Genomic DNA, 19,434 nt, shown 5'->3' with positions numbered 1-19,434 from the left:
GCTCACCGCTGACGAAGACCAGGTCCGGGGTGTCCTGTCCCCCGGGCGGTTCGTCGCTGCCCGTGTGCGGAGTCCAGCGGCCAACTGTCCTGTCTTCACGGCCCAGTGGGCCCCGGGGGACTGCCCCCGGACACTCAGCACGGAGACATCACGTGTCGAATTCCTCTTCCGCTGCTTCCCCTTCTTCCGCTTCTCCTGCTTCCTCCGTCGTTTCCGGTTCTTCCGCCGTTTCCGGGTCCGCTGCCGGTTCCGGCCTGCCCGTCGGACGCAGCCTCTTCTATCTCGTCGTGGCCGGCGTGGCCTGGGGGACCGCCGGGGCGGCGGCCTCGCTCGTCTTCGAGTCCAGCGATCTCGGCCCGCTCGCCCTCTCCTTCTGGCGCTGCCTCGGCGGACTCGCACTGCTGGGCGGCGCGCTCGCGCTGCGCAGCCGGCGTACGACCACCGCGCCCCGCGAGGAGCCCCGCCGCCGGCTGCTGCGCATCCTCGGTACGGGCATCGGCCTGACTGTCTTCCAGAGCGCCTACTTCGCCGCCGTCGAACAGACCGGACTCGCGGTCGGCACCGTCGTCACCCTGGGCGCGGGCCCCGTCCTCATCGCACTCGGCGCCAGGCTGACCATGGGGGAGCGGCTCGGGGTCGGCGGGATCGCCGCCGTAGCGGGCGCGCTCACCGGCCTCGTGGTGCTGGTGCTCGGCGGCGAGGGCGGCACGGTGCGCCCGGTGGGTGTGGCGCTCGCGGTGCTGTCGGCCGCGGGCTACGCGGCCATCACCCTGCTGACCCGGTGGCTGGGCCGGGACGGCGGCGGCGGTGACGCGCTCTCCACGACCATGTGGACGTTCGTGGTCGGTGCGGTGGGACTGCTGCCCTTCGCGCTCGTGGAGGGGCTGCTGCCGCACACCGCGGAGCCCGTCCGGGTGCTGTGGCTGCTCGTGTACGTCGCCGCCGTGCCGACGGCGCTCGCGTACGCGCTGTACTTCGCGGGCGCCGCGGTCGTCCGGGCGGCGACCGTATCGGTGATCATGCTGCTGGAGCCGGTGAGCGCCGCGGTCCTGGCGGTGACCGCACTGAACGAGCGGCTGACCACCGCGACCGTGGTGGGGACGCTGGTGCTGCTGGCCGCTGTCGTGGGCCTGGCCTGGCAGGAGGCACGCCTTGCGGCGGGCCGTCGCAGGGCGGCGGAACTGCTCGCCTGACATGAACGGAGGGCGGGCCCACACGGGTCGTGTGAGCCCGCCCTCCCCGCGGACCGCGACCCCCGTGCGCGATCCAGCCGGCTTCCCGGGTCCTCCCGCCTCGCTGCCTGGGGTCCCCTTACGGCACGGACAGGTAGTCGGGCAGCGTGACGGCCGGGTCCAGGTCGTCCGCCGGAATCGGCGTGCCATGGCTCCGGACCAGCGGGACGACGCCCGTCCAGTACGGCAGCGACAGGTCCTCCGGCTCGTCGTTCGGACCGCCCGTACGGACCTTGGCGGAGACCTCGTCCAGGTCGAGCCGGAGCACGGCGGTCGCGGCGAGCTCCTTGTCGTTGGCCGGGCGCGAGTCGTGCGAGCGGCCGGGCACGACATGGTCGACCAGCGCGTCGAGAGCGGTGCGCTTCTCCTGCGGGTCGGTGACCTGATGGGCGGTGCCGAGGACCACGACCGAGCGGTAGTTGATCGAGTGATGGAAGGCCGACCTGGCCAGTACCAGCCCGTCGACGTGGGTGACGGTCAGGCACACCTCGAGGCCCTTGTCCGGCCGGTCTGCCTGACCGGCCATGCGCAGCGGGCGGGAACCGGTGGAGCCGTGGACGTACAGCGTGTCGCCGACCCGGCCGTACAGCGTGGGCAGCACCACCGGCGCCCCGTCGCGCACAAAGCCCAGATGGCAGACGTACGCCTCGTCGAGTATCGAGTGCACCAGCTCGCGGTCGTAGGAAGCGCGGTCCCGGGCCCGGGTGGGGACGGTGCGCTCGGTCGTCCGGTACGCGGCGTTCACCGGCGTCGAGGCCATTGCGATCTCCATTGCACTAGTGCATAATCTCGTTTGTGCTAGGAGAGTATCGGATCAGGGGTCGTCGCGCATCGGAGATTGCCGCGAGCGTCGAGCGGGGGGTTGGTGCAGGCGATCTGCAGCCGGGTCAACTTCTCCCGCCCATGCGGGAGTTGGCGACCGAGCTGGGCGTCAATCCGAACACCGTGGCGGCCGCGTACCGGACGCTGCGCGACCGGGGAGTCATCGAGACGGCCGGGCGCAGGGGCAGCCGTGTGCGGCCGCGCCCGGCCAGTACGGCGCGCGGCTCGCTCCGGGTCGAGGCCCCGCCCGGCGTCCGGCAGATCTCCGACGGCAATCCCGACGTCGCTCTGCTGCCGCCGCTGCGGGACGCCTTCGCGGCCGCCGCGCGCCACCACGACGAGCGGCCCGTCCTCTACGGGCAGGCGCCGGTCGACCCCGAGCTGGCGCGGCTCGCCCGGGCCGGGATGGACGCCGACGGGGTGCCGGACGGGCCGATCGCCGTCGCGTCCGGCTCGCTCGACGCGATCGAGCGCGTGCTGAACGCGTGGCTGAGGCCCGGCGACGCAGTCGCCGTGGAGGACCCCGGCTGGGGCGGCCTGCTGGATCTGATCCCGGCGCTGGGGCTGCGGCTCGCACCGGTCGGCCTCGACGACGACGGGCCGCTCCCGGACGAGGTGGAGCGGGCACTCCACGGCGGAGCCCGGGCCCTGATCGTCACCGACCGGGCACAGAACCCCACCGGAGCCGCGATCGGTCAGGCCCGCGCGGGCGAGCTGCGCGCCGTCCTCGCCCGGCATCCGGAAGTGCTGCTCATCGAGGACGACCACGGCCACGCCATCGTCGACCAGCCGCTCCACCCCCTTGCCGGAGTGTCGGATCGCTGGGCGCTCGTGCGCTCCACCGCCAAGGCGTACGGTCCGGATCTCCGCCTCGCTGTGCTGACCGGGGACGAGGTCACGATCGACCGGGTGCTCGGACGGCAGCAGCTCGGACCGGGCTGGGTCAGCCGGCTGACCCAGCGCGCTGTCGTGGAGCTGTGGGTCTCCGGGGCCGTCGACCCGGCGGCTGTGGCCCACGCGTACGGCGAGCGGCGCGACGCGCTGCTGCGGGCGCTGGCCGAACGCGGCGTCGAGGCGCGGGGCCGCAGCGGGATGAACGTGTGGGTACCCGTGGCCGACGAGACCGGGACGGTGGCGCGGCTGCTGCACGCCGGATGGGCCGTCGCTCCCGGGGCGCGGTTCCGGACGTCCACGCCGCCCGGGGTGCGGCTCACGGTGTCCGGTCTGACGCGCGACGACATCGGCCGGCTCGCCGAAGCGGTGGCATCGGCGGCCGACCCGTTGCCCGCACGCGCCTACGGCTGACGCGGTTTCGGCCTGCTCTGCGTGAGTGCGGCTCCCGCCAGCACGATCAGCGCACCGACCGGGGTGTTCCAGCCGAACTGCTCGCCCAGCAGCGTCACACCGGCGGCCGTGGCGATGACCGGGATGAAGTACGTGACCATCGTCGCCGTGGTGGGCCCGACCTCGGCGACCAGTCCGTACTGGAGCAGCATCGCGAAGCCGGTCCCCAGAGCGCCCAGAGCGATCACCGCGAGCAGGGGAACCACCGGAAGGGAGCTGGGGAGCGTGGTGAACAGCGGGGTCACCAGCGCCAGTTGGAGTGTGGCGAGAAGAAGCTGAGCGCCGGTGAGGGAGAGGTTCGAGTGGCTGGAGCCCGCCAGCGTACGGCGGACGTAGATCCAGCCGACCGGGTAGCTCAGCGAAGCGAGAAGGGCCATCGCGGTGCCCGTGACATCCAGCCCGGAGAAGCCCTGCCAGGCGCCCAGCACGGTGAGCACCCCGAGGAAGCCGATCCCGAGCCCGGCGACACGGCGGCGGGTCGGCCGGTCCTCGGAGAGCGCCACCAGCGACAGCACCATGCCCCAGAGCGGTGAGGTGGCGTTGCAGATGCCCGCCAGCGTCGAGGGGATCGTCAGCTCGGCGTAGGCGAAGAGCGAGAACGGCAGGGCGTTGAGCAGGAACGCCGCAACGGTGAGATGCCCCCAGGTGCGCACTCCGCCGGGCAGCCGCTCGCGCTTCACCGCCATCGCCGCGGCGAGCACCGCCGTACCGAAGAGCAGCCGGCCGAAGGTGACCTGGAACGGCGCGTACCCGTGGGTGCCGACCTTGATGAGAAGGAAGCTGAAGCCCCAGATCAGGGCGAGCACGGCGAACCTGATGCGCCAGTCGACGGCGGGACGGCGTGCGGCCGGGGCAGCCGGGGCAACGGGGGCAGCCAGGGTGACGAGGGAGGCAGGGGCAGGTGGGGACGAAGGGGAGGGAGGCGATATGCGGGATCGGTCGCGCGACGGCGGCCTGACGGTGCTCATGCCCTCTACCTTGGCCGCACCGTTCTCGTAGGACAAGCGAGACTTCTTTGAGAGTTTCGCTTAGCATCGCTTACATGTTGAACTTGGAGCGCCTGCGGACCCTCGACGCGCTGGCCCGGCACGGCTCGGTCAGCGCAGCGGCCGACGGGCTGCATGTGACGACGTCCGCCGTGTCCCAGCAGATGGCGAAGCTGGAACGGGAGGTGGGCCAGCAGCTGCTGGCCAAGTACGGGCGAGGGGTGCGCCTCACCGACGCCGGACGACTGCTCGCCGACCATGCCGCGCGCATCCTGTCCCAGGTGGAGCTCGCGCAGGCCGACATCGAGGCGCAGCGCGGGCAGGTGGTCGGCGAGGTGCGGGTCGGTGCGTTCCCGACGGCCGCGCGCGGACTCTTCCCCGCCGCGCTCGCGTCCCTTCGCAGGGTCCATCCCGAGCTGCGCGTCCGCTCCAGCGAGCTGGAGCCCGAGCACGCCGTGCGGCAGGTGATCAGGGGCGATCTCGATCTCGCGGTCGTGCTGGACTGGAGCAACAAGCGGCTGCCGGTACCCGGCGGGCTGGCCCGGGCGCAGCTGCTGGACGACGCGGCGGATGTGGCGATGCCGGCGGACCATCCGCTCGCGGACCGGGCGGAGGTGGACCTGGAGGACTTCGCGGACGACGAGTGGGTGTCGTGGCCCGAGGGTGAATTCTGCTACGAGTGGCTGATGTTCACGCTGCGCGCCAAGGGCATCGAGCCGCGGATCGCGCACATGGCGGGCGAGCACCACACCCAACTGGCGCTGATCGCCGCAGGCCTCGGGGTCTGTGTGACCCCGAGGCTCGGCCGCGGACCGGTGCCGGACGGCGTCAGGCTCGTGCCGGTACGGCAGAAGATGCTCCGGCACATCTACGCGGTCTGGCGCAGCGACGCCGACCGGCGGCCCTCGATCCGCGCGGCGGTTGAGGCGCTGCGGCAGTCGGCGGCCACGGTCTGAGCCCCGATGCCCGCATCCGGGGAGCGTGGGGTGCGGGCCGCGTCCGGGTAACGTGGGGCGTCGGCCGGGCCCGGCGAGTGTGGGGTGCCGGCCGGGCCCGGGGAGCGTCGGCAGCGCCTGGCCGACGTCCGCGTCCCTCCGTGCTCAGAGCCCCGCGAGCTTGCGGAAGTCCCAGGACGCGATCGTGTCCGGCGTCAGTCGCACCCATGCGTGGCGGCCGTCGTGCGGCATGGTGTCCAGCCCGAAGTTCTTCCGCGCGAACAGCTGCTCCGGTACGTCGAGCTCTGGGCAGGGCTCGCCGGTGCGGGGCGCCTCGCCGACGAAGACCGCCGTGCCCGAGAGCTCCACGCCGCGCAGTTCCGCGTACTCCTCCCCGGAGTCCACCACGATCGCGATCCGTGGATCCCGGCGCAGCTCGGTCCAGCGCCGGCTCCGCGTGATCGAGTACAGCCACAGGGACGTCCCGTCCCAGGCGAACCAGAGGGCGCTCACGTGCGGCCGTCCGTCCGCGGACACCGTCGCCACCCGGCAGGTGCGCTGCTCGGCGAGGAACGCGTCCAGCTCGGCCGGACTCATCATGATCCGTCGGCCCCGGCGCTGTGTGACGGCCATCGGTGGCCCTCCTCGTAATAGCGGCCAGATTCTCTGACTAGGTGTCAGGAATCATGGGCTCTCTTCCCTCATGACGCAATGGCCGTTACCGTCGCGCGCCCGGTCACCCAGGAGAAGCGTCGACGAGAAGGGCGGAGCCGTGCCTTCGTTCGAACAGTTGGTGGAACAGCTCGACCCGGCCGGCACGGTGCTGCTCACCGTCGAGTGCCAGCAGGGCGTTGTCGGAACGGACAGTGCGCTCCCCGAACTCGCGGCGGCGGCACGCGCGTCGGGTGCCCTGGACAATGCCGCCCGGCTCGTCGCCGTCGCGCACGCGGCCGGTGTGCAGGTCATGCACGCGGTGGCGGAGCGGCGGCCCGACGGTCGCGGCGCGAACCGCAACGCGCGCCTGTTCAGGGCCGCCGAGCGGCTCCCCGTGCAGCAGCACTCCGGCAGCCGGGCGGTCCGTGTCGCGGAGCCGATCGAGGTCGCGGACGAGGACATCGTCGTCCGCAGGCTGCACGGGCTGTCACCGATCGCGGGCACGGACGTCGACGCGCTCCTGCGGAATCTGGGCTGCCGGACCCTCGTCGTCGTGGGTGTCTCGGCGAATGTGGCGATACCGAACGCCGTGTTCGACGCCGTCAACCTTGGCTACACGGCGGTCGTGCCCGCGGACGCCATCGCGGGGGTGCCCCCCGAGTACACCCCCGCGATGATCAGGAACACGCTCGCCCTCGTCGCCACCGTCACCACCACCGACGACGTGCTCGCGTGCTGGAAACGCCCGCGCCGCGCGACGCGCGCCTGACACGGGTGACGCGAGCCTGACACGGGTCACGCGCGCGTCACACGGGTCACGCGAGCTTGATCGAGTCCCCGTCCACGACGATCGAGGCGGCGGGCAGCGGAGAGGTCGCGGGACCGCTCTTCACGCTGCCGTCCGTCGCGTCGAACATGCTGTTGTGGCAGGGGCAGTTGATCATGCCGTCGGAGACGCCCTTCACCGCGCAGCCCTGGTGGGTGCACTTGGAGGAGAACGCCTTGAAATTGCCCGCCGTCGGCTGTGTGACCACGACATCGCCGATGACCTTGCCACCGCCCTCGGGGATGTCCGCGACCTTCGCGAGCACCTGCCCGCCACCGCCACCGCCCGTCGTGCCGCCCGTGCTGCCCCCGGTGCTGCCGCCGGTACTTCCCCCGGTGCTTCCACCCGTACTGCCGCCCGTCCCGCCGGTCGTTCCGGCGCCCGCCGGTGTCTCGCCCACGCTGCCCGAACTGTCCGATCCGCCGCACGCCGTCAGCGCCGCGGCGAGTCCGGCGCCGCCCGCCGCCGCGAAGACAGTGCGTCGCGCCACGGTGCGCGCAGGTCCCTGCGTTCCGGTCATGCCGGCTCCCTTTCCATGGTCGGCCCCGGTTTCGGGCCCGCTTGTGTTGTTCTACGGGACCGGGTCGCGCCCCGTTCAACGGCCACGCCGGAAAGCCGGACAGCAATCTGGCCGATTCCTCCCCGAAGTCACAGCCACCCCGCTGCGTCGCTGAAGCCGTACTCACCTCACCTGCTGCGGCCTGGGCGTATCCCATCAGCCTCTGCTGCGTGTTCGAGCGTCGCCTGTCAACACGAGAGTGGACAGGACCTGTTCGAGTGGATCACGATGGGGCGTTCTTCAAAGGCCAGTGCGACTGCTGCCAATGCCGGGGGAGGGGGACGGGACTCACACGGCAGCAGCCCCCGGTGTACGGGCAGCACGCACAAGGGTTCGTTCCGCAAGCCGGGTTCGTACCGCAGCAGCCGGTGGGCCACCAGCCTCCCGCACCGCACCTTTCCGCTCGTCGATCGCCCGGCGGCTGCGGTCGATGTCACCAGCCTCGTTACGGGTGGGTGATCGCCGCTCTCCCCGGGGTGAGTCGTGACTCGGGAGAAATCTTGGATCGTGAAGCTCAGCCGCCGGATAGCCTGGGAAAATGCTCACAGAAGTGATCGCGACCCGTTACGTCACGCCCCTGCGTGAAGGCGGCTCGCTCCCGGGAATCGTCGAGGCCGACGACCTCGGTACCTACGTCATGAAGTTCACCGGGGCAGGACAGGGACGCAAGACCCTGGTCGCCGAGGTCATCTGCGGCCGGCTGGGTCGCCGGCTGGGGCTGCGGGTCCCGGAGCTCGTCCAGATCCAGCTCGACCCCGTCATCGGGCTCTCCGAGCCGGACCAGGAAGTACAGGAACTGCTCAAGGCCAGCGGCGGGCTGAACCTGGGGATGGACTTCCTGCCCGGCTCCCTCGGCTTCGATCCGCTCGCCTACGAGGTGAGTGCGGCGGAGGCGGGCCGGGTCATCTGGTTCGACGCGCTCATCAACAATGTCGACCGGTCCTGGCGCAACCCCAACATGCTTGTCTGGCACGGCGACCTGTGGCTGATCGACCACGGTGCCACCATGATCTGGCACCACAACTGGCCGGGTGCCCAGGCCTCCGTGGCCAAGCCCTACGACGCCTCCGACCATGCCCTCGCGCCCTTCCGGCCCGACATCGCCACGGCTGCCGCCGAGCTCGCTCCGCTGGTCACCGAAGAGCTGCTGACCCAGGTCGCGGCGGATGTCCCGGACGAGTGGCTGGTCGACGAGCCGGGCTTCGACTCCACCGACGCCGTGCGCCGCGCCTATGTGGAGGCCCTGCTGCCACGCGCGGCCACCATCCATGAACGGATCACTCTGAGCGCCCCGTCCAAGACCCGGACCTCCCAGGCACCCGGCTGGCTGACCGAGCACCTCACGCCCTGGCCGCACCCGACCAAGAAGAGCAAGAAGGGCGACGGCCGGTGACCGAGCGCGATGTCTTCGAGTACGCGCTGCTGCGCGTCGTACCCCGCGTCGAGCGGGGCGAGTGCTTCAACGCGGGCGTGGTGGTGTACTGCCGCGCCAAGTCCTTCGTGGCCGCCCGCACCCACCTCGACGAGGGCAAGCTCAGGGCACTCGACCCGCAGGCCGATGTCCTTGGCGTACGGGCCGCGCTGCACGCCGTCGAGGGCGTCTGCCGGGGCGGCGAGGACGCCGGCCAGGCCGCGCGCGACGACGCCGGGCGGCGCTTTCGCTGGCTGATCGCCCCGCGCTCGACGGTCGTCCAGCCCGGCCCCGTGCACACCGGACTCACGGCCGACCCGGAGGCCGAGGTCGAGCGGCTGCTGGATGTGCTGGTGCGGTGAGCCCGGAGGTGAACCGAGCCCTGGAAAGAGGGGGGCACGTTGACACCGGGTGCCAGGGCTTCTAGCGTCTCGTCCACGAAGGTACTAAGCGGTCGCTCATTCATCTGGGCCGTGCCGGGCGGCCGCTTCCAACGGGATCCAAGGGCGAGGAGAACCAACCATGTCCACCACCGAGCAGCGCGTCGCGATCGTGACGGGAGCGGCGCGAGGCATTGGCGCCGCCACCGCCGTACGCCTGGCGGCCGAGGGCCGTGCCGTCGCCGTACTCGACCTCGACGAGGCGGCCTGCAAGGACACCGTCGAGAAGATCACCTCGGCCGGCGGGAAGGCCATCGCCGTCGGCTGTGACGTCTCGGACTCCACCCAGGTCGAGGCCGCGGTGGCGCGGGTCGCCACCGAGCTCGGCGCGCCGACGATCCTCGTCAACAACGCGGGTGTGCTCCGCGACAACCTCCTCTTCAAGATGAGCGAGTCCGACTGGGACACCGTGATGAACGTGCACCTCAAGGGCGCGTTCCTGATGGCCAAGGCCTGCCAGAAGCACATGGTGGACGCGGGCTTCGGGCGGATCGTCTCGCTGTCGTCCAGCTCGGCCCTGGGCAACCGCGGCCAGGCCAACTACTCCGCGGTCAAGGCCGGCCTGCAGGGCTTCACCAAGACCCTCGCCAAGGAGCTCGGCAAGTTCGGCATCACCGCCAACGCCGTCGCGCCCGGCTTCATCGTCACGGAGATGACCGCCCAGACGGCCGCCCGCGTCGGCATGGGCTTCGAGGAGTTCCAGGCCGCGGCCGCCACGCAGATCCCGGTGCAGCGGGTCGGCAGGCCGGAGGACGTTGCCAACGCGATCGCCTTCTTCGCGGGCGACGACGCCGGCTTCGTCTCCGGCCAGGTCATGTACGTGGCCGGCGGCCCGCTCAACTGAACGGGAGGTGACTGACATGACCGCTCAGGAGCAGGAGCTTCCCCCGCTGTCCGGGAAGGTCGCCCTGGTCACGGGTGCCAGCCGGGGCATCGGCTACGGCATCGCGGAGGCGCTCGTCGCGCGCGGCGACCGGGTGTGCATCACCGGCCGCGGCGAGGACGCCCTCAAGGAGGCCGTCGAGAAGCTCGGCGGGGACCGTGTGATCGCCGTCGCGGGCAAGGCCCATGACGAGACGCACCAGGCGGTTGCCGTGGAGCGCACCATGGAGGCCTTCGGCCGCGTCGACTTCCTCGTCAACAACGCCGGCACGAACCCGGTCTTCGCCCCCATCGCGGAGCTCGACCTCAACGTGGCCCGCAAGGTCTTCGAGACCAACGTGATCTCCGCGCTCGGCTTCGCCCAGCAGACCTGGAAGGCCTGGCAGAAGGAGAACGGCGGTGCGATCGTGAACATCGCGTCGGTCGCCGGAATCTCCGCGTCCCCCTTCATCGGGGCGTACGGGATGAGCAAGGCGGCGATGGTCAATCTGACCCTCCAGCTGGCGCACGAATTCGCCCCGGCCGTCAGGGTCAACGCCATCGCCCCTGCCGTGATCAAGACGAAATTCGCGGAAGCGCTGTACGAGGGCCGGGAGGCCGAGGCCGCGGCGGCCTATCCGCTGGGCCGGCTCGGTGTTCCGGCGGACATCGGAGGAGCGGCCGCGTTTCTCACGTCCGACCAGTCGGATTGGATCACGGGGCAGACACTCGTGGTCGATGGCGGTATTTTCCTGAATGCCGGAGTTCACTGAACCGGTTTGTTCCTGAATGACCAGGGATTGCCGTAAGTGCCCCGCCGAACCTCCACGTTGGTCCGGCGGGGCACTGCGGTATGGTTCGCCGACCCATGGCTGAACGAGGAGCGTGCACGTGTTCAACCGGACGATGCTGCGGGCGGCTGCAGCCCTTGCGTCCATATCCCTGGTGGCGGGATGCGGTCTGTTTTCGGAAGACGACGCCGATGGGGCGCAGCAGATAGTTGTCGGTACGACGAGTGCGCCCAGCACACTCGATCCGGCCGCCGCGTGGGACGGCTCCTGGGAGCTGTTCCGGAATGTGTTCCAGACCCTTCTGAGCTTCCCGACCGGGAGCACCGCGCCGGAGCCCGACGCGGCGGAGAAGTGTAAGTTCACCGATCCCACCAATACGGCATACCAGTGCACGCTGCGCGAAGGCCTCAAATTCTCCAACGGGAATCCGCTGGACGCGGCCGCGGTCAAGCACTCGATCGACCGTATTCAGAAGATCAACGTCAACGGCGGTCCGAACGGACTGCTCGGATCGCTCCGTGCGGTCGAGACGGACGGGAACCGTACCATCACGTTCCGGCTGACCAAGCCGGACGCCACGTTCCCGTTCATCCTCGCCACGCCCGCGATGTCCCTCGTCGACCCCGCCGAGTACCCGAAGGACAAGCTCCGCGAGGACGGCAAGGTCACCGGCTCCGGCCCGTACACCCTGGAGTCGTACCAGGAGGGCACGCAGGCGGAGCTGAAGAAGAACGCCCGCTACAACGGCTTCGCCGACCGTAAGAACGACGCCGTCACCATCCGTTACTTCAAGGAATCCGAAGCGATGGTCGGTGCCCTCAAGCGGAAGGAGATCGACGCGACGTACCGCGGCCTCACCGCGGAGGAGGTCGTCGATCTGCAGGAGAAGAAGAAGGCGAACGAGGGCCTCCAGCTCATCGAGACCACCGGCGCCGACATCCGCTACCTGGTGTTCAACCCCAAGGACCCGTCGGTCGGCAAGCTGCCGGTCCGCCAGGCGATCGCCCAGGTCGTCGACCGCGGGGCGCTGGTCGGCAAGGCCTACCGGGGCACTGCCGAGCCGCTGTACTCGATGGTCCCCAAGGGCATCGCCGGGCACACCACCGGCTTCTTCGACAAGTACGGTGACGCCGACGCCGACAAGGCACGCGCCATCCTGAAGGACGCGGGAATCGACACCCCCGTTCCGCTGACGCTCTGGTACACCACCGACCGGTACGGATCCGGCACCGCCGGCGAGTTCGCGGAGCTCAAGCGACAGCTCGAATCGTCGCGGCTGTTCAAGGTCACGCTCCAGGGCAAGCCCTGGAAGGAATTCCAGGAGGGGTACAAGAAGGGCGAGTACCCGGTCTTCGGCCGAGGCTGGTTCCCCGACTTCCCCGACCCGGACAACTTCATCGCGCCCTTCGTCGGCAAGCAGAACGTGCTGGGTACGCCGTACGAGAGCCCGGAGATCACCCAGCAGCTGCTGCCCCAGTCGCGGCAGACGAGCGATCGCGGTGACGTGTCCAAGGAGTTCGCCCGGGCGCAGGAGATCCTCGTGGACGATGTGCGGCTGCTGCCGCTGTGGCAGGGCAAGCTCTACGTCGCGTCGAGCGAGGAGATCGCCGGCGGCGAGCGCGCCCTGGACCCGCAGACGGTCATGCAGATGTGGGAGCTGCACCGGCAGACCAGCTGGTAGGGGTGGGGCCGGTTCGGGGCGGACCGTCCGGCGGGAGCGATTGTCAGTGGCCGCAGGTAGGTTCTGTGGTCGAGAACTGATCGCACACCGGAGGTTGTTGACGTGACCGACACCGACATGCTGCCCGAGTCCTGGCGCGGCGTCCTCGGCGAAGAGCTCCAGAAGCCGTACTTCAAGGAGCTCGTCGACTTCGTCGAGGACGAGCGCGCCAGGGGGCCGGTGTACCCGCCGCGCGAGGAGGTCTTCGCCGCGCTGGACGCCACGCCCTTCGACCGGGTGAAGGTGCTGGTCCTCGGCCAGGATCCGTACCACGGTGAAGGGCAGGGGCACGGCCTGTGCTTCTCGGTGCGCCCGGGCGTCAAGACCCCGCCCTCCCTGCGGAACATCTACAAGGAGATGCAGGAGGAGCTGGGCCTCCCGGTGCCGGACAACGGCTATCTGATGCCGTGGGCCCAGCAGGGTGTCCTGCTGCTCAACGCGGTGCTGACCGTGCGCTCCGGCGAGGCCAACTCCCACAAGGGCAAGGGCTGGGAGAAGTTCACGGACACGGTGATCAGCGCCGTCGCCTCGCGGCCCGATCCGGCGGTCTTCGTGCTCTGGGGGAACTACGCGCAGAAGAAGCTGCCGCTGATCGACGAGGAGCGCCATGTCGTGGTGAAGGGCGCGCATCCTTCGCCGCTGTCCGCGAAGAAGTTCTTCGGCTCCCGCCCGTTCACGCAGATCAACGAGGCAGTGGCGGCCCAGGGGCACGAGCCGATCGACTGGCGCATCCCCGACCTGGGCTGACGGTTCGCGCACCTGGCTGACAGGTTCGGGCCCGGCGCCCGAGCCTGTGCCGGATCACCGGTGGCGGCGGCTAGCGTCGGGACCACCGATGTCGAAGCGCTGGAGGCCGCACTCGTGGAGCAGCAGGAGGCGTCGGAAGACGCGGTCATGACCAGGATCGGGCAGGCGATCATGCTGCTCCACGGCGGGGACCGCGAGGAGGCACGCAACCGCTTCGGGGAGCTGTGGGCGCTGCTGGGGGAGAACGGCGACCCGTTGCACCGCTGCACCCTCGCCCACTACATGGCGGACACCCAGGACGATCCCGGGGACGAGCTGGCCTGGGACCTGCGGGCGCTGGCGGCGGCGGAGGGACTGACCGACGAGCGTCTGGCGCAGCACCACTCAGCGGCCGCCGTGCGCGGCATCTATCCGTCCCTGCACCTGAATCTCGCCGCGGACTATCTGAAGCTCCACCGCCCCGAGGCCGCGCGCGTCCATCTGGACCGGGCGCGGGCGGCGTCGGACGCGCTGGGGGACGACGGCTACGGGGACGGGGTGCGTGCGGCGATCGACCGGCTGGGCCGCCGGTTGTCGGAGGGGTGACGCGAGGCGCGTCAGACCCCCGCCGTACCGTCGATCCGCTCCCGGAGCAGATCGGCGTGCCCGTTGTGACGGGCGTACTCCTCGATCATATGGACATAGATCCAGCGCAGATTGAACGTCAGTCCGCCGTGGTGCGCGCCGGTACCGAGGTCGTCCAGGGAGCGTGAGGCGGCCAGCTCCCGGGCGTGCGTGATCTCCTCGCTCCAGGCCGTGTGCGCGGCCTCCCAGGTGTCCCCGCCGGTCAGATGGAACTCACCGTCCGGGTCCTCTTCGCTGTAGTACAGCGGTGGTGCGTCCTCCGCGGCCAGGATGCGGCGGAACCAGTTCCGTTCGACGTCCGCCATGTGCCGTACGAGACCGAGCAGGGAGAGCTGCGAGGGCGGCACGCTCGTTTCGCGGAGCTGCTTGTCGTCGAGCCCCGCGCACTTCAGCGCCAGCGTCTCGCGATGGAAGTCGAGCCAGCCCTCCAGCATGTCGCGCTCGCCGGCGGTCGTCGGTGCTGTGGTCCGCTCAGATGTCGTCATGGTGTGCATCCTCGACGATGCGCATCCACCCCCGCCAGGGAATTCAGTGACCGAGCATTCCGTGCATCAGCTCGCCGAACCCCTTGCGCAGCTCCGCCCTGCTGGGCACCTGCGCGTGGTACGACCCGGCGGCGCAGGAGAACATGAGTCCCTCGCACCACGCCACCAGCGACAGCGCGTGCCGCTCCGGTTCGGCCGATCCGGCCCCCGCCATCAGCGCGACCAGCGGCTCGCGGAACGCCGCGCCCGTCCGGTCGTAGAAGGCCCTCAGCTCGGGCCTGCGTGTGGCCTCCAGAGCCAGCTCGTACCGGCAGACCAGCAGCGGCCGGTGATCGGTGAGACAGCGGTGCAGCGCCAGGGAGAGTGCGTCGAGCAGCTCGTCCGTGCCGCCCACCGGCTGCGGCATCTCCTCCGGGGTGAGCACCTGCGCCTCGCGCTCCGCCAGACGGCGCACCGCTGTCTCCAGCAGTGCCTGCCGGGTGCGCGCGTGATTCGACGTCGAGCCCTGGGGGAGCCCGGCTTGTTCGTCGACCGCCCGGTGGGTCAGCCCCCGCATGCCGCGCTCGGCGAGGAGGGTCAGGGCGGCGTCGCCGATCAGCTCGGAGCGTGGGACGGCGGCGGCGCGGGGGCCGGGGCCGGTGGTGCGGGGGGTCATGGGGACAACCTACCGCGTTAACTACACCTGTAGTACGGTGACTGTGTCACTACAGGTGTAGTTCGAAGGGGGAGTCATGGACCGGCACACCGCGCCCCGGGCCGTCGTCGTCGGAGGCGGTATCGGCGGACTCACCGCCGCCGTCGCCCTGCACCAGCAGGGCTGGGACATCACCGTGCTGGAGCGCGCCGCCGCCCTCACCCCGGTGGGTGCCGGAATCGGCCTCGCCCCCAACTCCCAGCGTGCTCTCGACGTCATCGGCCTCGGCGACCGGGTCAGGTCCCTTTCCGCCTGGCAGGGAGACGGCGGACTGCGCACTCCCCGGGGGCGCCGGCTCAACCGCACCGACAGTGCCGCCACGGCCGAGCGGTTCGGCGGCCCCCTCGTCCTGCTGCACCGCGCCACCCTCGTCGGCATCCTCGTCTCCGCGCTGCCCGGCCCAGCCGTACGGACAGGCGCCGCCGCCACGCTTCTCGACGCCGGTGACGAGCGCCGCCGCGCCGTCGTCACCACCCCCGACGGTGACCTCGAAGCCGATCTCGTCGTCGCCGCGGACGGCATCAACTCCGCGGCGCGCCGGGCGCTGTTCCCAGGGCATCCCGGACCCCGGTACTCCGGGTTCACCACCTGGCGCGTCGTCGTCCCCGCACCGGACCGGCCCTTCGCGCCGCACGAGACCTGGGGCAAGGGCCGTCTCTGGGGCAGCCAGCCGCTCAAGGACGGCCGCGTCTACGCCTATGCCGCAGCGGTGACGCCCGCAGGCGGGCACGCCCCGGACGACGAGCGGGCCGAACTGCTCCGCCGCTTCGGCGACTGGCACGATCCGATCCCCGCGATCATCGACGCCACCGAGCCCGACGGGGTGCTGCGCCACGACGTGCACCACATGGCCGTGCCGCTGCCCGCCTACCACCACGGCCGGGTCGCGCTCCTCGGCGACGCCGCGCACGCCATGCAGCCCACCCTCGGCCAGGGCGGCAACCAGGCCATCGAGGACGCGATCGTGCTCGCCCACCACGCCGGACGGGGACCGGACATCACCCGGCGCCTCGCCTCGTACACGTGCGAACGGCTGCCGCGGACCATGGGGATCGTGCGGCAGGCCACGAGGACCGGCCGGCTGGCCATGCAGAGCAGCGCACCGGCCGTCGCCGTGCGCGACGTACTCATCGCCGCCGTCTCCCGGTTCGGATCCGGCTTCGTCCTGCGGGGCTTCGACGGCAGCGCCGGCTGGCGGCCGCCCCCGCACACGTATGCTGCCGGAACAGCGAAGGCACAGAGGACAACGCGATAGGGAGGACCTCGTGAAGGTCGGCTGCATCGGGCTCGGGGACATCGCGCAGAAGGCCTATCTGCCGGTGCTCAGCACTCGTCCGGGCGTCGAACTGCATCTGCACACACGCACGGCGGCCACCCTGGACCGGGTCGCCGCAGCCCACCACATCCCCGGGGAGCACTGCCACACCACCCTGGACTCCCTCCTCGCCCAGGGCCTCGACGCCGCTTTCGTCCACGCCCCGACCACCGTGCACCCCGAGATCGTCTCCCGGCTGCTGGAAGCCGGTGTGGCGACGTATGTCGACAAGCCGCTCGCCTATGAACTCATCGAGTCCGAGCGCCTGGTGGAGCTGTCCGAGCGGACCGGGACCAGCCTCGCCGTCGGCTTCAACCGCCGCTTCGCCCCCGGCTACGCCCAGTGCCTGGAGCACCCGCGCGAGCTGATCCTCATGCGGAAGAACCGGGTCGGCCTCCCCGAGGACCCCCGCACCCTCGTCCTCGACGACTTCATCCATGTCGTCGACACCCTCCGCTTCCTGCTCCCCGGGCCGGTCGAGCACACCGACGTACGCGCCAGGATCCGCGACGGGCTCATGCACCACGTGGTGCTGCAGCTCTCCGGCGACGGATTCACCGCGATCGGGATGATGAACCGGCTGAACGGCTCCACCGAGGAGATCCTCGAAGTGGCCGGGCAGGACACCAAGCGGGAGGTGGTCAACCTCGCGGAGATCATCGACCACAAGGGCCAGCCGACCCTGCGGCGGCGAGGCGACTGGGTGCCGGTGGCGCGCCAGCGCGGCATCGAACAGGCCGTCATGGCCTTCCTCGACGCCGTCCGCGCCGACAAGTTCCTCAGCGCCCAGGACGCACTGCTGACCCATGAACTGTGCGAGCGGGTGGTGCGGGAGGCGCTGGAGCAGGCCTCCTGAGGGCTCGCAGGCCCTCCGCCGCGCACAGCGCCGCGAGCACCGTCAGCGCGCCGTACACGGCCCAGTCGCCGAGCCGGACGTACGGCGTCGTACCCCGGGCGAGCGGGATCTCGTACACGGCGGTGGTGCTCGCGTCCGTACCGAGCCTGGCGCCCACAGGCTCACCCTCGGGACCGTAGACCGCGCTCACGCCCGTGAGCGTGGCATGCACCATCGGCCGGCCCGTCTCGGCGGCCCGCAGCGCCGCCAGCGAGGCATGCTGCCCGGGCGCCCAACTGCCCTGGAACGTCGAGGTCGCCGACTGGGCGATCAGCAGCTGGGCGCCGCCGCGGACCAGCCGCCTGCTCATGTCGGGGAACGCCGACTCGAAGCAGACCAGCGGCCCCACCCGCAGCCCGCTGTCCGCCCCGTCGCCGGGCAGCGTCATCACGACCTGGCGGCTGCCGCGCATCCGGTCCTCACCCGCCGCCTCGCCCACGGACGTCGCCCAGCCGAGCAGCGCACGCGCCGGTACGTACTCGCCGAAGGGGACCAGCCGCATCTTGTCGTAGCGGTCCCCGGTCGGACCCTCCGGGCCGACCAGCACACTGCTCTTGAATATCCCCGGGCGGTCCGAGCGCCGGGCGTCCACGTTGACCAGCACGGGGGCACCCACCGTCCGCGACAGCGCGGCGATCCGCGCCGCGAGATCGCGCCGTGCGGCCAGGTCCGCGCCGACGCTGCTCTCGCCCCACACCACGAGATCCAGCCGTTGCCCCGCCAGCTCCCTGGTCAGCTGCTCGCCGCGCGCGAAGCGCCGCTCCGCCCCGCCGACCCCGTTGATGACGCCCGGCTGGACGACGGCGACCCGCACCACCTGGCCAGGCCGTTCGGGGCGCGGCGAAAACACCCACACCGCCCCGGCGGCCACGGCGCAGGCACAGACACCCGCGACCGCGGGGACGCGTGCGGTGGGGAGCGCAAGGAGCACGGTCACCGCCGTGTTCACGGCGACCACCAGCAGGCTCACCAGCCAGACCCCGCCCACCGAGGCGAGCCGCAGAGCGGGCGGGACCTGCCACTGGCTCGCCCCGAGCAGACCCCAGGGGCCGCCCAACCCCTCCCAGGATCGGACGAGTTCCACCATCAGCCAGCCGGACGGCACGACGACCAGCGCCGCGGCCGCCCGCGCCGCCGACGGCGAACCGCCCAGCACCGAGCGGACCAGCCACCCCCACGGCGCCCAGAGCAGCCCGAGCAGGGCCGCCAGCACAACGAGGAACACATGCAGATTCGGCACCAGCCAGTGGTGCACGGCGAGCATGAAGCCGATACCGCCGAGCCAGCCGTCGAGAGCGGCCCGGCGGTCCGTCGGCGCCGTCCGGATCAGCAGCAGCCACGGTACGAGCGCCACATACGCGAACCACCACAGCGCGGGTGCCGGGAACGCGAGCGCGGGCAGCGCGCCCGTCACGAGCGCGGCCGCTCCGCGCCACCACGGCGACGACAACAGCCTCGCCAGCTGCTCCCGCCGGCCGACCGGAATCCGCATGCCGCGCCTCCCCGAGAGCAGTGTCTTCCTCCAGTGTGATGGAGCGGCGCAGCCCGGGACAGGCCACGTGTCGATCAGTCGGCGGCCGGCGCGGGGAAGGCGGCGTGCCGCCACTTCTCCCGGACGGTCACCGAACGCAGCCGCCAACCGCCGTCCGTACGCGTCAGGCCGAACGCGTACCGCCCGCCGGAGACGAAGTCGTCCCCCGACTCCAGCCGCATCGGATTCACGTAGTCGGCCTGTACGTCGGCCCTGTCGCCGGGGTAGCCGCCCAGGTCCTGGAGGCGCACCTGCCGGTTGACGATCAGGTGCTGCCGTACGGGGAACAGTCGCATGGTCTCCGCCAGCCAGTCGGCGACCGCCGCCGCCGGGCCCTCGATGCCGCCCGCGCTGCGGTAGTCGGCGCGGCCGTCCGGGGTGAACAGGGCCCGGTAGCCGGGCCAGTCCGCGTCGTCCACGGCCATCGCGTACCCGGTGATCACCTCGTCGATGGCCAGCCGGTCCATCACCGTCGCGAGATCCACGCGCTGCGTCATCGGCCAAGTGTCGGTCAGCGGACGCGTCACGCCAAGGGCCCACGCAGGGCCAGGGACATACGCGG

Annotated in this window: 21 protein-coding genes; 13 read left to right on the top strand and 8 right to left on the bottom strand. The window is 71.2% G+C overall.

Annotation, left to right across the window (positions count from 1 at the left end; translation table 11 throughout):
• Positions 1-254: 254 nt before the first annotated feature.
• Positions 255-1,193: a DMT family transporter gene (locus tag AC0699_RS13900; protein WP_478659572.1), complete on the top strand. Its 939-nt coding sequence runs from the start codon at positions 255-257 to the stop codon at positions 1,191-1,193.
• A 118-nt stretch (positions 1,194-1,311) separates the two neighbouring features.
• Here AC0699_RS13900 and AC0699_RS13895 read toward each other — a convergent pair whose 3' ends face one another.
• Entirely contained in the window at positions 1,312-2,004 is a 693-nt protein-coding gene (locus AC0699_RS13895) for a pyridoxamine 5'-phosphate oxidase family protein (RefSeq protein ID WP_478659520.1), read from the bottom strand.
• Positions 2,005-2,027: 23 nt separating this feature from the next.
• Here AC0699_RS13895 and AC0699_RS13890 point away from each other — a divergent pair, with 23 nt between their 5' ends.
• Positions 2,028-3,359 carry an aminotransferase class I/II-fold pyridoxal phosphate-dependent enzyme gene (locus tag AC0699_RS13890; RefSeq protein ID WP_478659518.1) on the top strand — a complete coding sequence of 444 codons (1,332 nt, stop codon included), beginning with the start codon at positions 2,028-2,030 and terminating at the stop codon, positions 3,357-3,359.
• Here AC0699_RS13890 and AC0699_RS13885 read toward each other — a convergent pair.
• Entirely contained in the window at positions 3,350-4,366 is a 1,017-nt protein-coding gene (locus tag AC0699_RS13885) for a DMT family transporter (protein ID WP_478659517.1), read from the bottom strand. The genes AC0699_RS13890 and AC0699_RS13885 overlap by 10 nt on opposite strands.
• Before the next feature lie 74 nt (positions 4,367-4,440).
• On the opposite strand from AC0699_RS13885, the gene AC0699_RS13880 reads away from it, so the two are divergent.
• Entirely contained in the window at positions 4,441-5,340 is a 900-nt protein-coding gene (locus AC0699_RS13880; protein WP_478659515.1) for a LysR family transcriptional regulator, read from the top strand.
• A gap of 144 nt (positions 5,341-5,484) precedes the next feature.
• Here AC0699_RS13880 and AC0699_RS13875 read toward each other — a convergent pair whose 3' ends face one another.
• Positions 5,485-5,952, bottom strand: a complete 468-nt coding sequence (locus tag AC0699_RS13875; protein WP_478659513.1) for a pyridoxamine 5'-phosphate oxidase family protein — start codon at positions 5,950-5,952, stop codon at positions 5,485-5,487.
• 139 nt (positions 5,953-6,091) lie between these two features.
• Here AC0699_RS13875 and AC0699_RS13870 point away from each other — a divergent pair, with 139 nt between their 5' ends.
• The gene (locus tag AC0699_RS13870; RefSeq protein WP_478659511.1) at positions 6,092-6,742 is read left to right on the top strand and encodes a cysteine hydrolase family protein; all 651 of its coding nucleotides are present in this window, start codon (positions 6,092-6,094) and stop codon (positions 6,740-6,742) included.
• 46 nt (positions 6,743-6,788) lie between these two features.
• On the opposite strand, the gene AC0699_RS13865 is transcribed toward AC0699_RS13870, so the two are convergent.
• Positions 6,789-7,319: a Rieske (2Fe-2S) protein gene (locus tag AC0699_RS13865; RefSeq protein WP_478659509.1), complete on the bottom strand. Its 531-nt coding sequence runs from the start codon at positions 7,317-7,319 to the stop codon at positions 6,789-6,791.
• 577 nt (positions 7,320-7,896) lie between these two features.
• On the opposite strand from AC0699_RS13865, the gene AC0699_RS13860 reads away from it, so the two are divergent.
• The 7 genes from AC0699_RS13860 to AC0699_RS13830 all read left to right on the top strand — a co-directional run bounded on the left by AC0699_RS13860 (position 7,897) and on the right by AC0699_RS13830 (position 13,913).
• Positions 7,897-8,751 carry a HipA family kinase gene (locus AC0699_RS13860; RefSeq protein WP_478659508.1) on the top strand — a complete coding sequence of 285 codons (855 nt, stop codon included), beginning with the start codon at positions 7,897-7,899 and terminating at the stop codon, positions 8,749-8,751.
• Positions 8,748-9,131 carry a DUF3037 domain-containing protein gene (locus AC0699_RS13855; RefSeq protein WP_469771112.1) on the top strand — a complete coding sequence of 128 codons (384 nt, stop codon included), beginning with the start codon at positions 8,748-8,750 and terminating at the stop codon, positions 9,129-9,131. The genes AC0699_RS13860 and AC0699_RS13855 overlap by 4 nt, the downstream gene beginning before the upstream one ends.
• A 160-nt stretch (positions 9,132-9,291) precedes the next feature.
• Positions 9,292-10,053, top strand: coding sequence for a 3-oxoacyl-ACP reductase FabG (fabG, locus tag AC0699_RS13850; RefSeq protein ID WP_478659506.1), 762 nt, complete (start codon positions 9,292-9,294; stop codon positions 10,051-10,053).
• Positions 10,054-10,069: 16 nt separating this feature from the next.
• Positions 10,070-10,843, top strand: a complete 774-nt coding sequence (locus AC0699_RS13845) for an SDR family oxidoreductase (RefSeq protein WP_469771110.1) — start codon at positions 10,070-10,072, stop codon at positions 10,841-10,843.
• A 118-nt stretch (positions 10,844-10,961) separates the two neighbouring features.
• Complete coding sequence (locus AC0699_RS13840) at positions 10,962-12,542, top strand: ABC transporter substrate-binding protein (protein WP_478659504.1); 1,581 nt, start codon at positions 10,962-10,964, stop codon at positions 12,540-12,542.
• A 102-nt stretch (positions 12,543-12,644) separates the two neighbouring features.
• Entirely contained in the window at positions 12,645-13,328 is a 684-nt protein-coding gene (gene ung / locus AC0699_RS13835) for a uracil-DNA glycosylase (protein WP_478659502.1), read from the top strand.
• 147 nt (positions 13,329-13,475) lie between these two features.
• Positions 13,476-13,913 carry a hypothetical protein gene (locus tag AC0699_RS13830; protein WP_478659570.1) on the top strand — a complete coding sequence of 146 codons (438 nt, stop codon included), beginning with the start codon at positions 13,476-13,478 and terminating at the stop codon, positions 13,911-13,913.
• An 11-nt stretch (positions 13,914-13,924) separates the two neighbouring features.
• Here the strand turns inward: AC0699_RS13830 and AC0699_RS13825 are convergent, their stop codons facing one another.
• Together AC0699_RS13825 and AC0699_RS13820 are read right to left on the bottom strand one after the other, a co-directional pair.
• Positions 13,925-14,437 (bottom strand): DinB family protein, encoded by a 513-nt coding sequence (locus AC0699_RS13825; protein WP_478659500.1) that lies wholly within the window; start codon positions 14,435-14,437, stop codon positions 13,925-13,927.
• Positions 14,438-14,480: 43 nt separating this feature from the next.
• Positions 14,481-15,092 carry a TetR/AcrR family transcriptional regulator gene (locus tag AC0699_RS13820; protein ID WP_478659498.1) on the bottom strand — a complete coding sequence of 204 codons (612 nt, stop codon included), beginning with the start codon at positions 15,090-15,092 and terminating at the stop codon, positions 14,481-14,483.
• A gap of 76 nt (positions 15,093-15,168) precedes the next feature.
• On the opposite strand from AC0699_RS13820, the gene AC0699_RS13815 reads away from it, so the two are divergent.
• Entirely contained in the window at positions 15,169-16,386 is a 1,218-nt protein-coding gene (locus AC0699_RS13815; protein ID WP_478659496.1) for an FAD-dependent monooxygenase, read from the top strand.
• 10 nt (positions 16,387-16,396) lie between these two features.
• Positions 16,397-17,302 carry a Gfo/Idh/MocA family protein gene (locus tag AC0699_RS13810; protein WP_478659494.1) on the top strand — a complete coding sequence of 302 codons (906 nt, stop codon included), beginning with the start codon at positions 16,397-16,399 and terminating at the stop codon, positions 17,300-17,302.
• Here the strand turns inward: AC0699_RS13810 and lnt are convergent.
• On the bottom strand, positions 17,226-18,833 hold the full coding sequence (gene lnt, locus AC0699_RS13805) for an apolipoprotein N-acyltransferase (protein WP_478659492.1): 1,608 nt from the start codon (positions 18,831-18,833) through the stop codon (positions 17,226-17,228). The two genes, AC0699_RS13810 and lnt, sit on opposite strands and share 77 nt — an antisense overlap.
• A gap of 74 nt (positions 18,834-18,907) precedes the next feature.
• Complete coding sequence (locus AC0699_RS13800) at positions 18,908-19,369, bottom strand: nuclear transport factor 2 family protein (RefSeq protein ID WP_478659490.1); 462 nt, start codon at positions 19,367-19,369, stop codon at positions 18,908-18,910.
• Positions 19,370-19,434 lie beyond the last annotated feature (65 nt).

This window comes from Streptomyces sp. NPDC043870 (genome assembly GCF_056435785.1).
The sequence above is the reverse complement of the archived record's forward strand: the minus strand, read 5'-3'. Positions and strand labels throughout refer to the sequence as shown.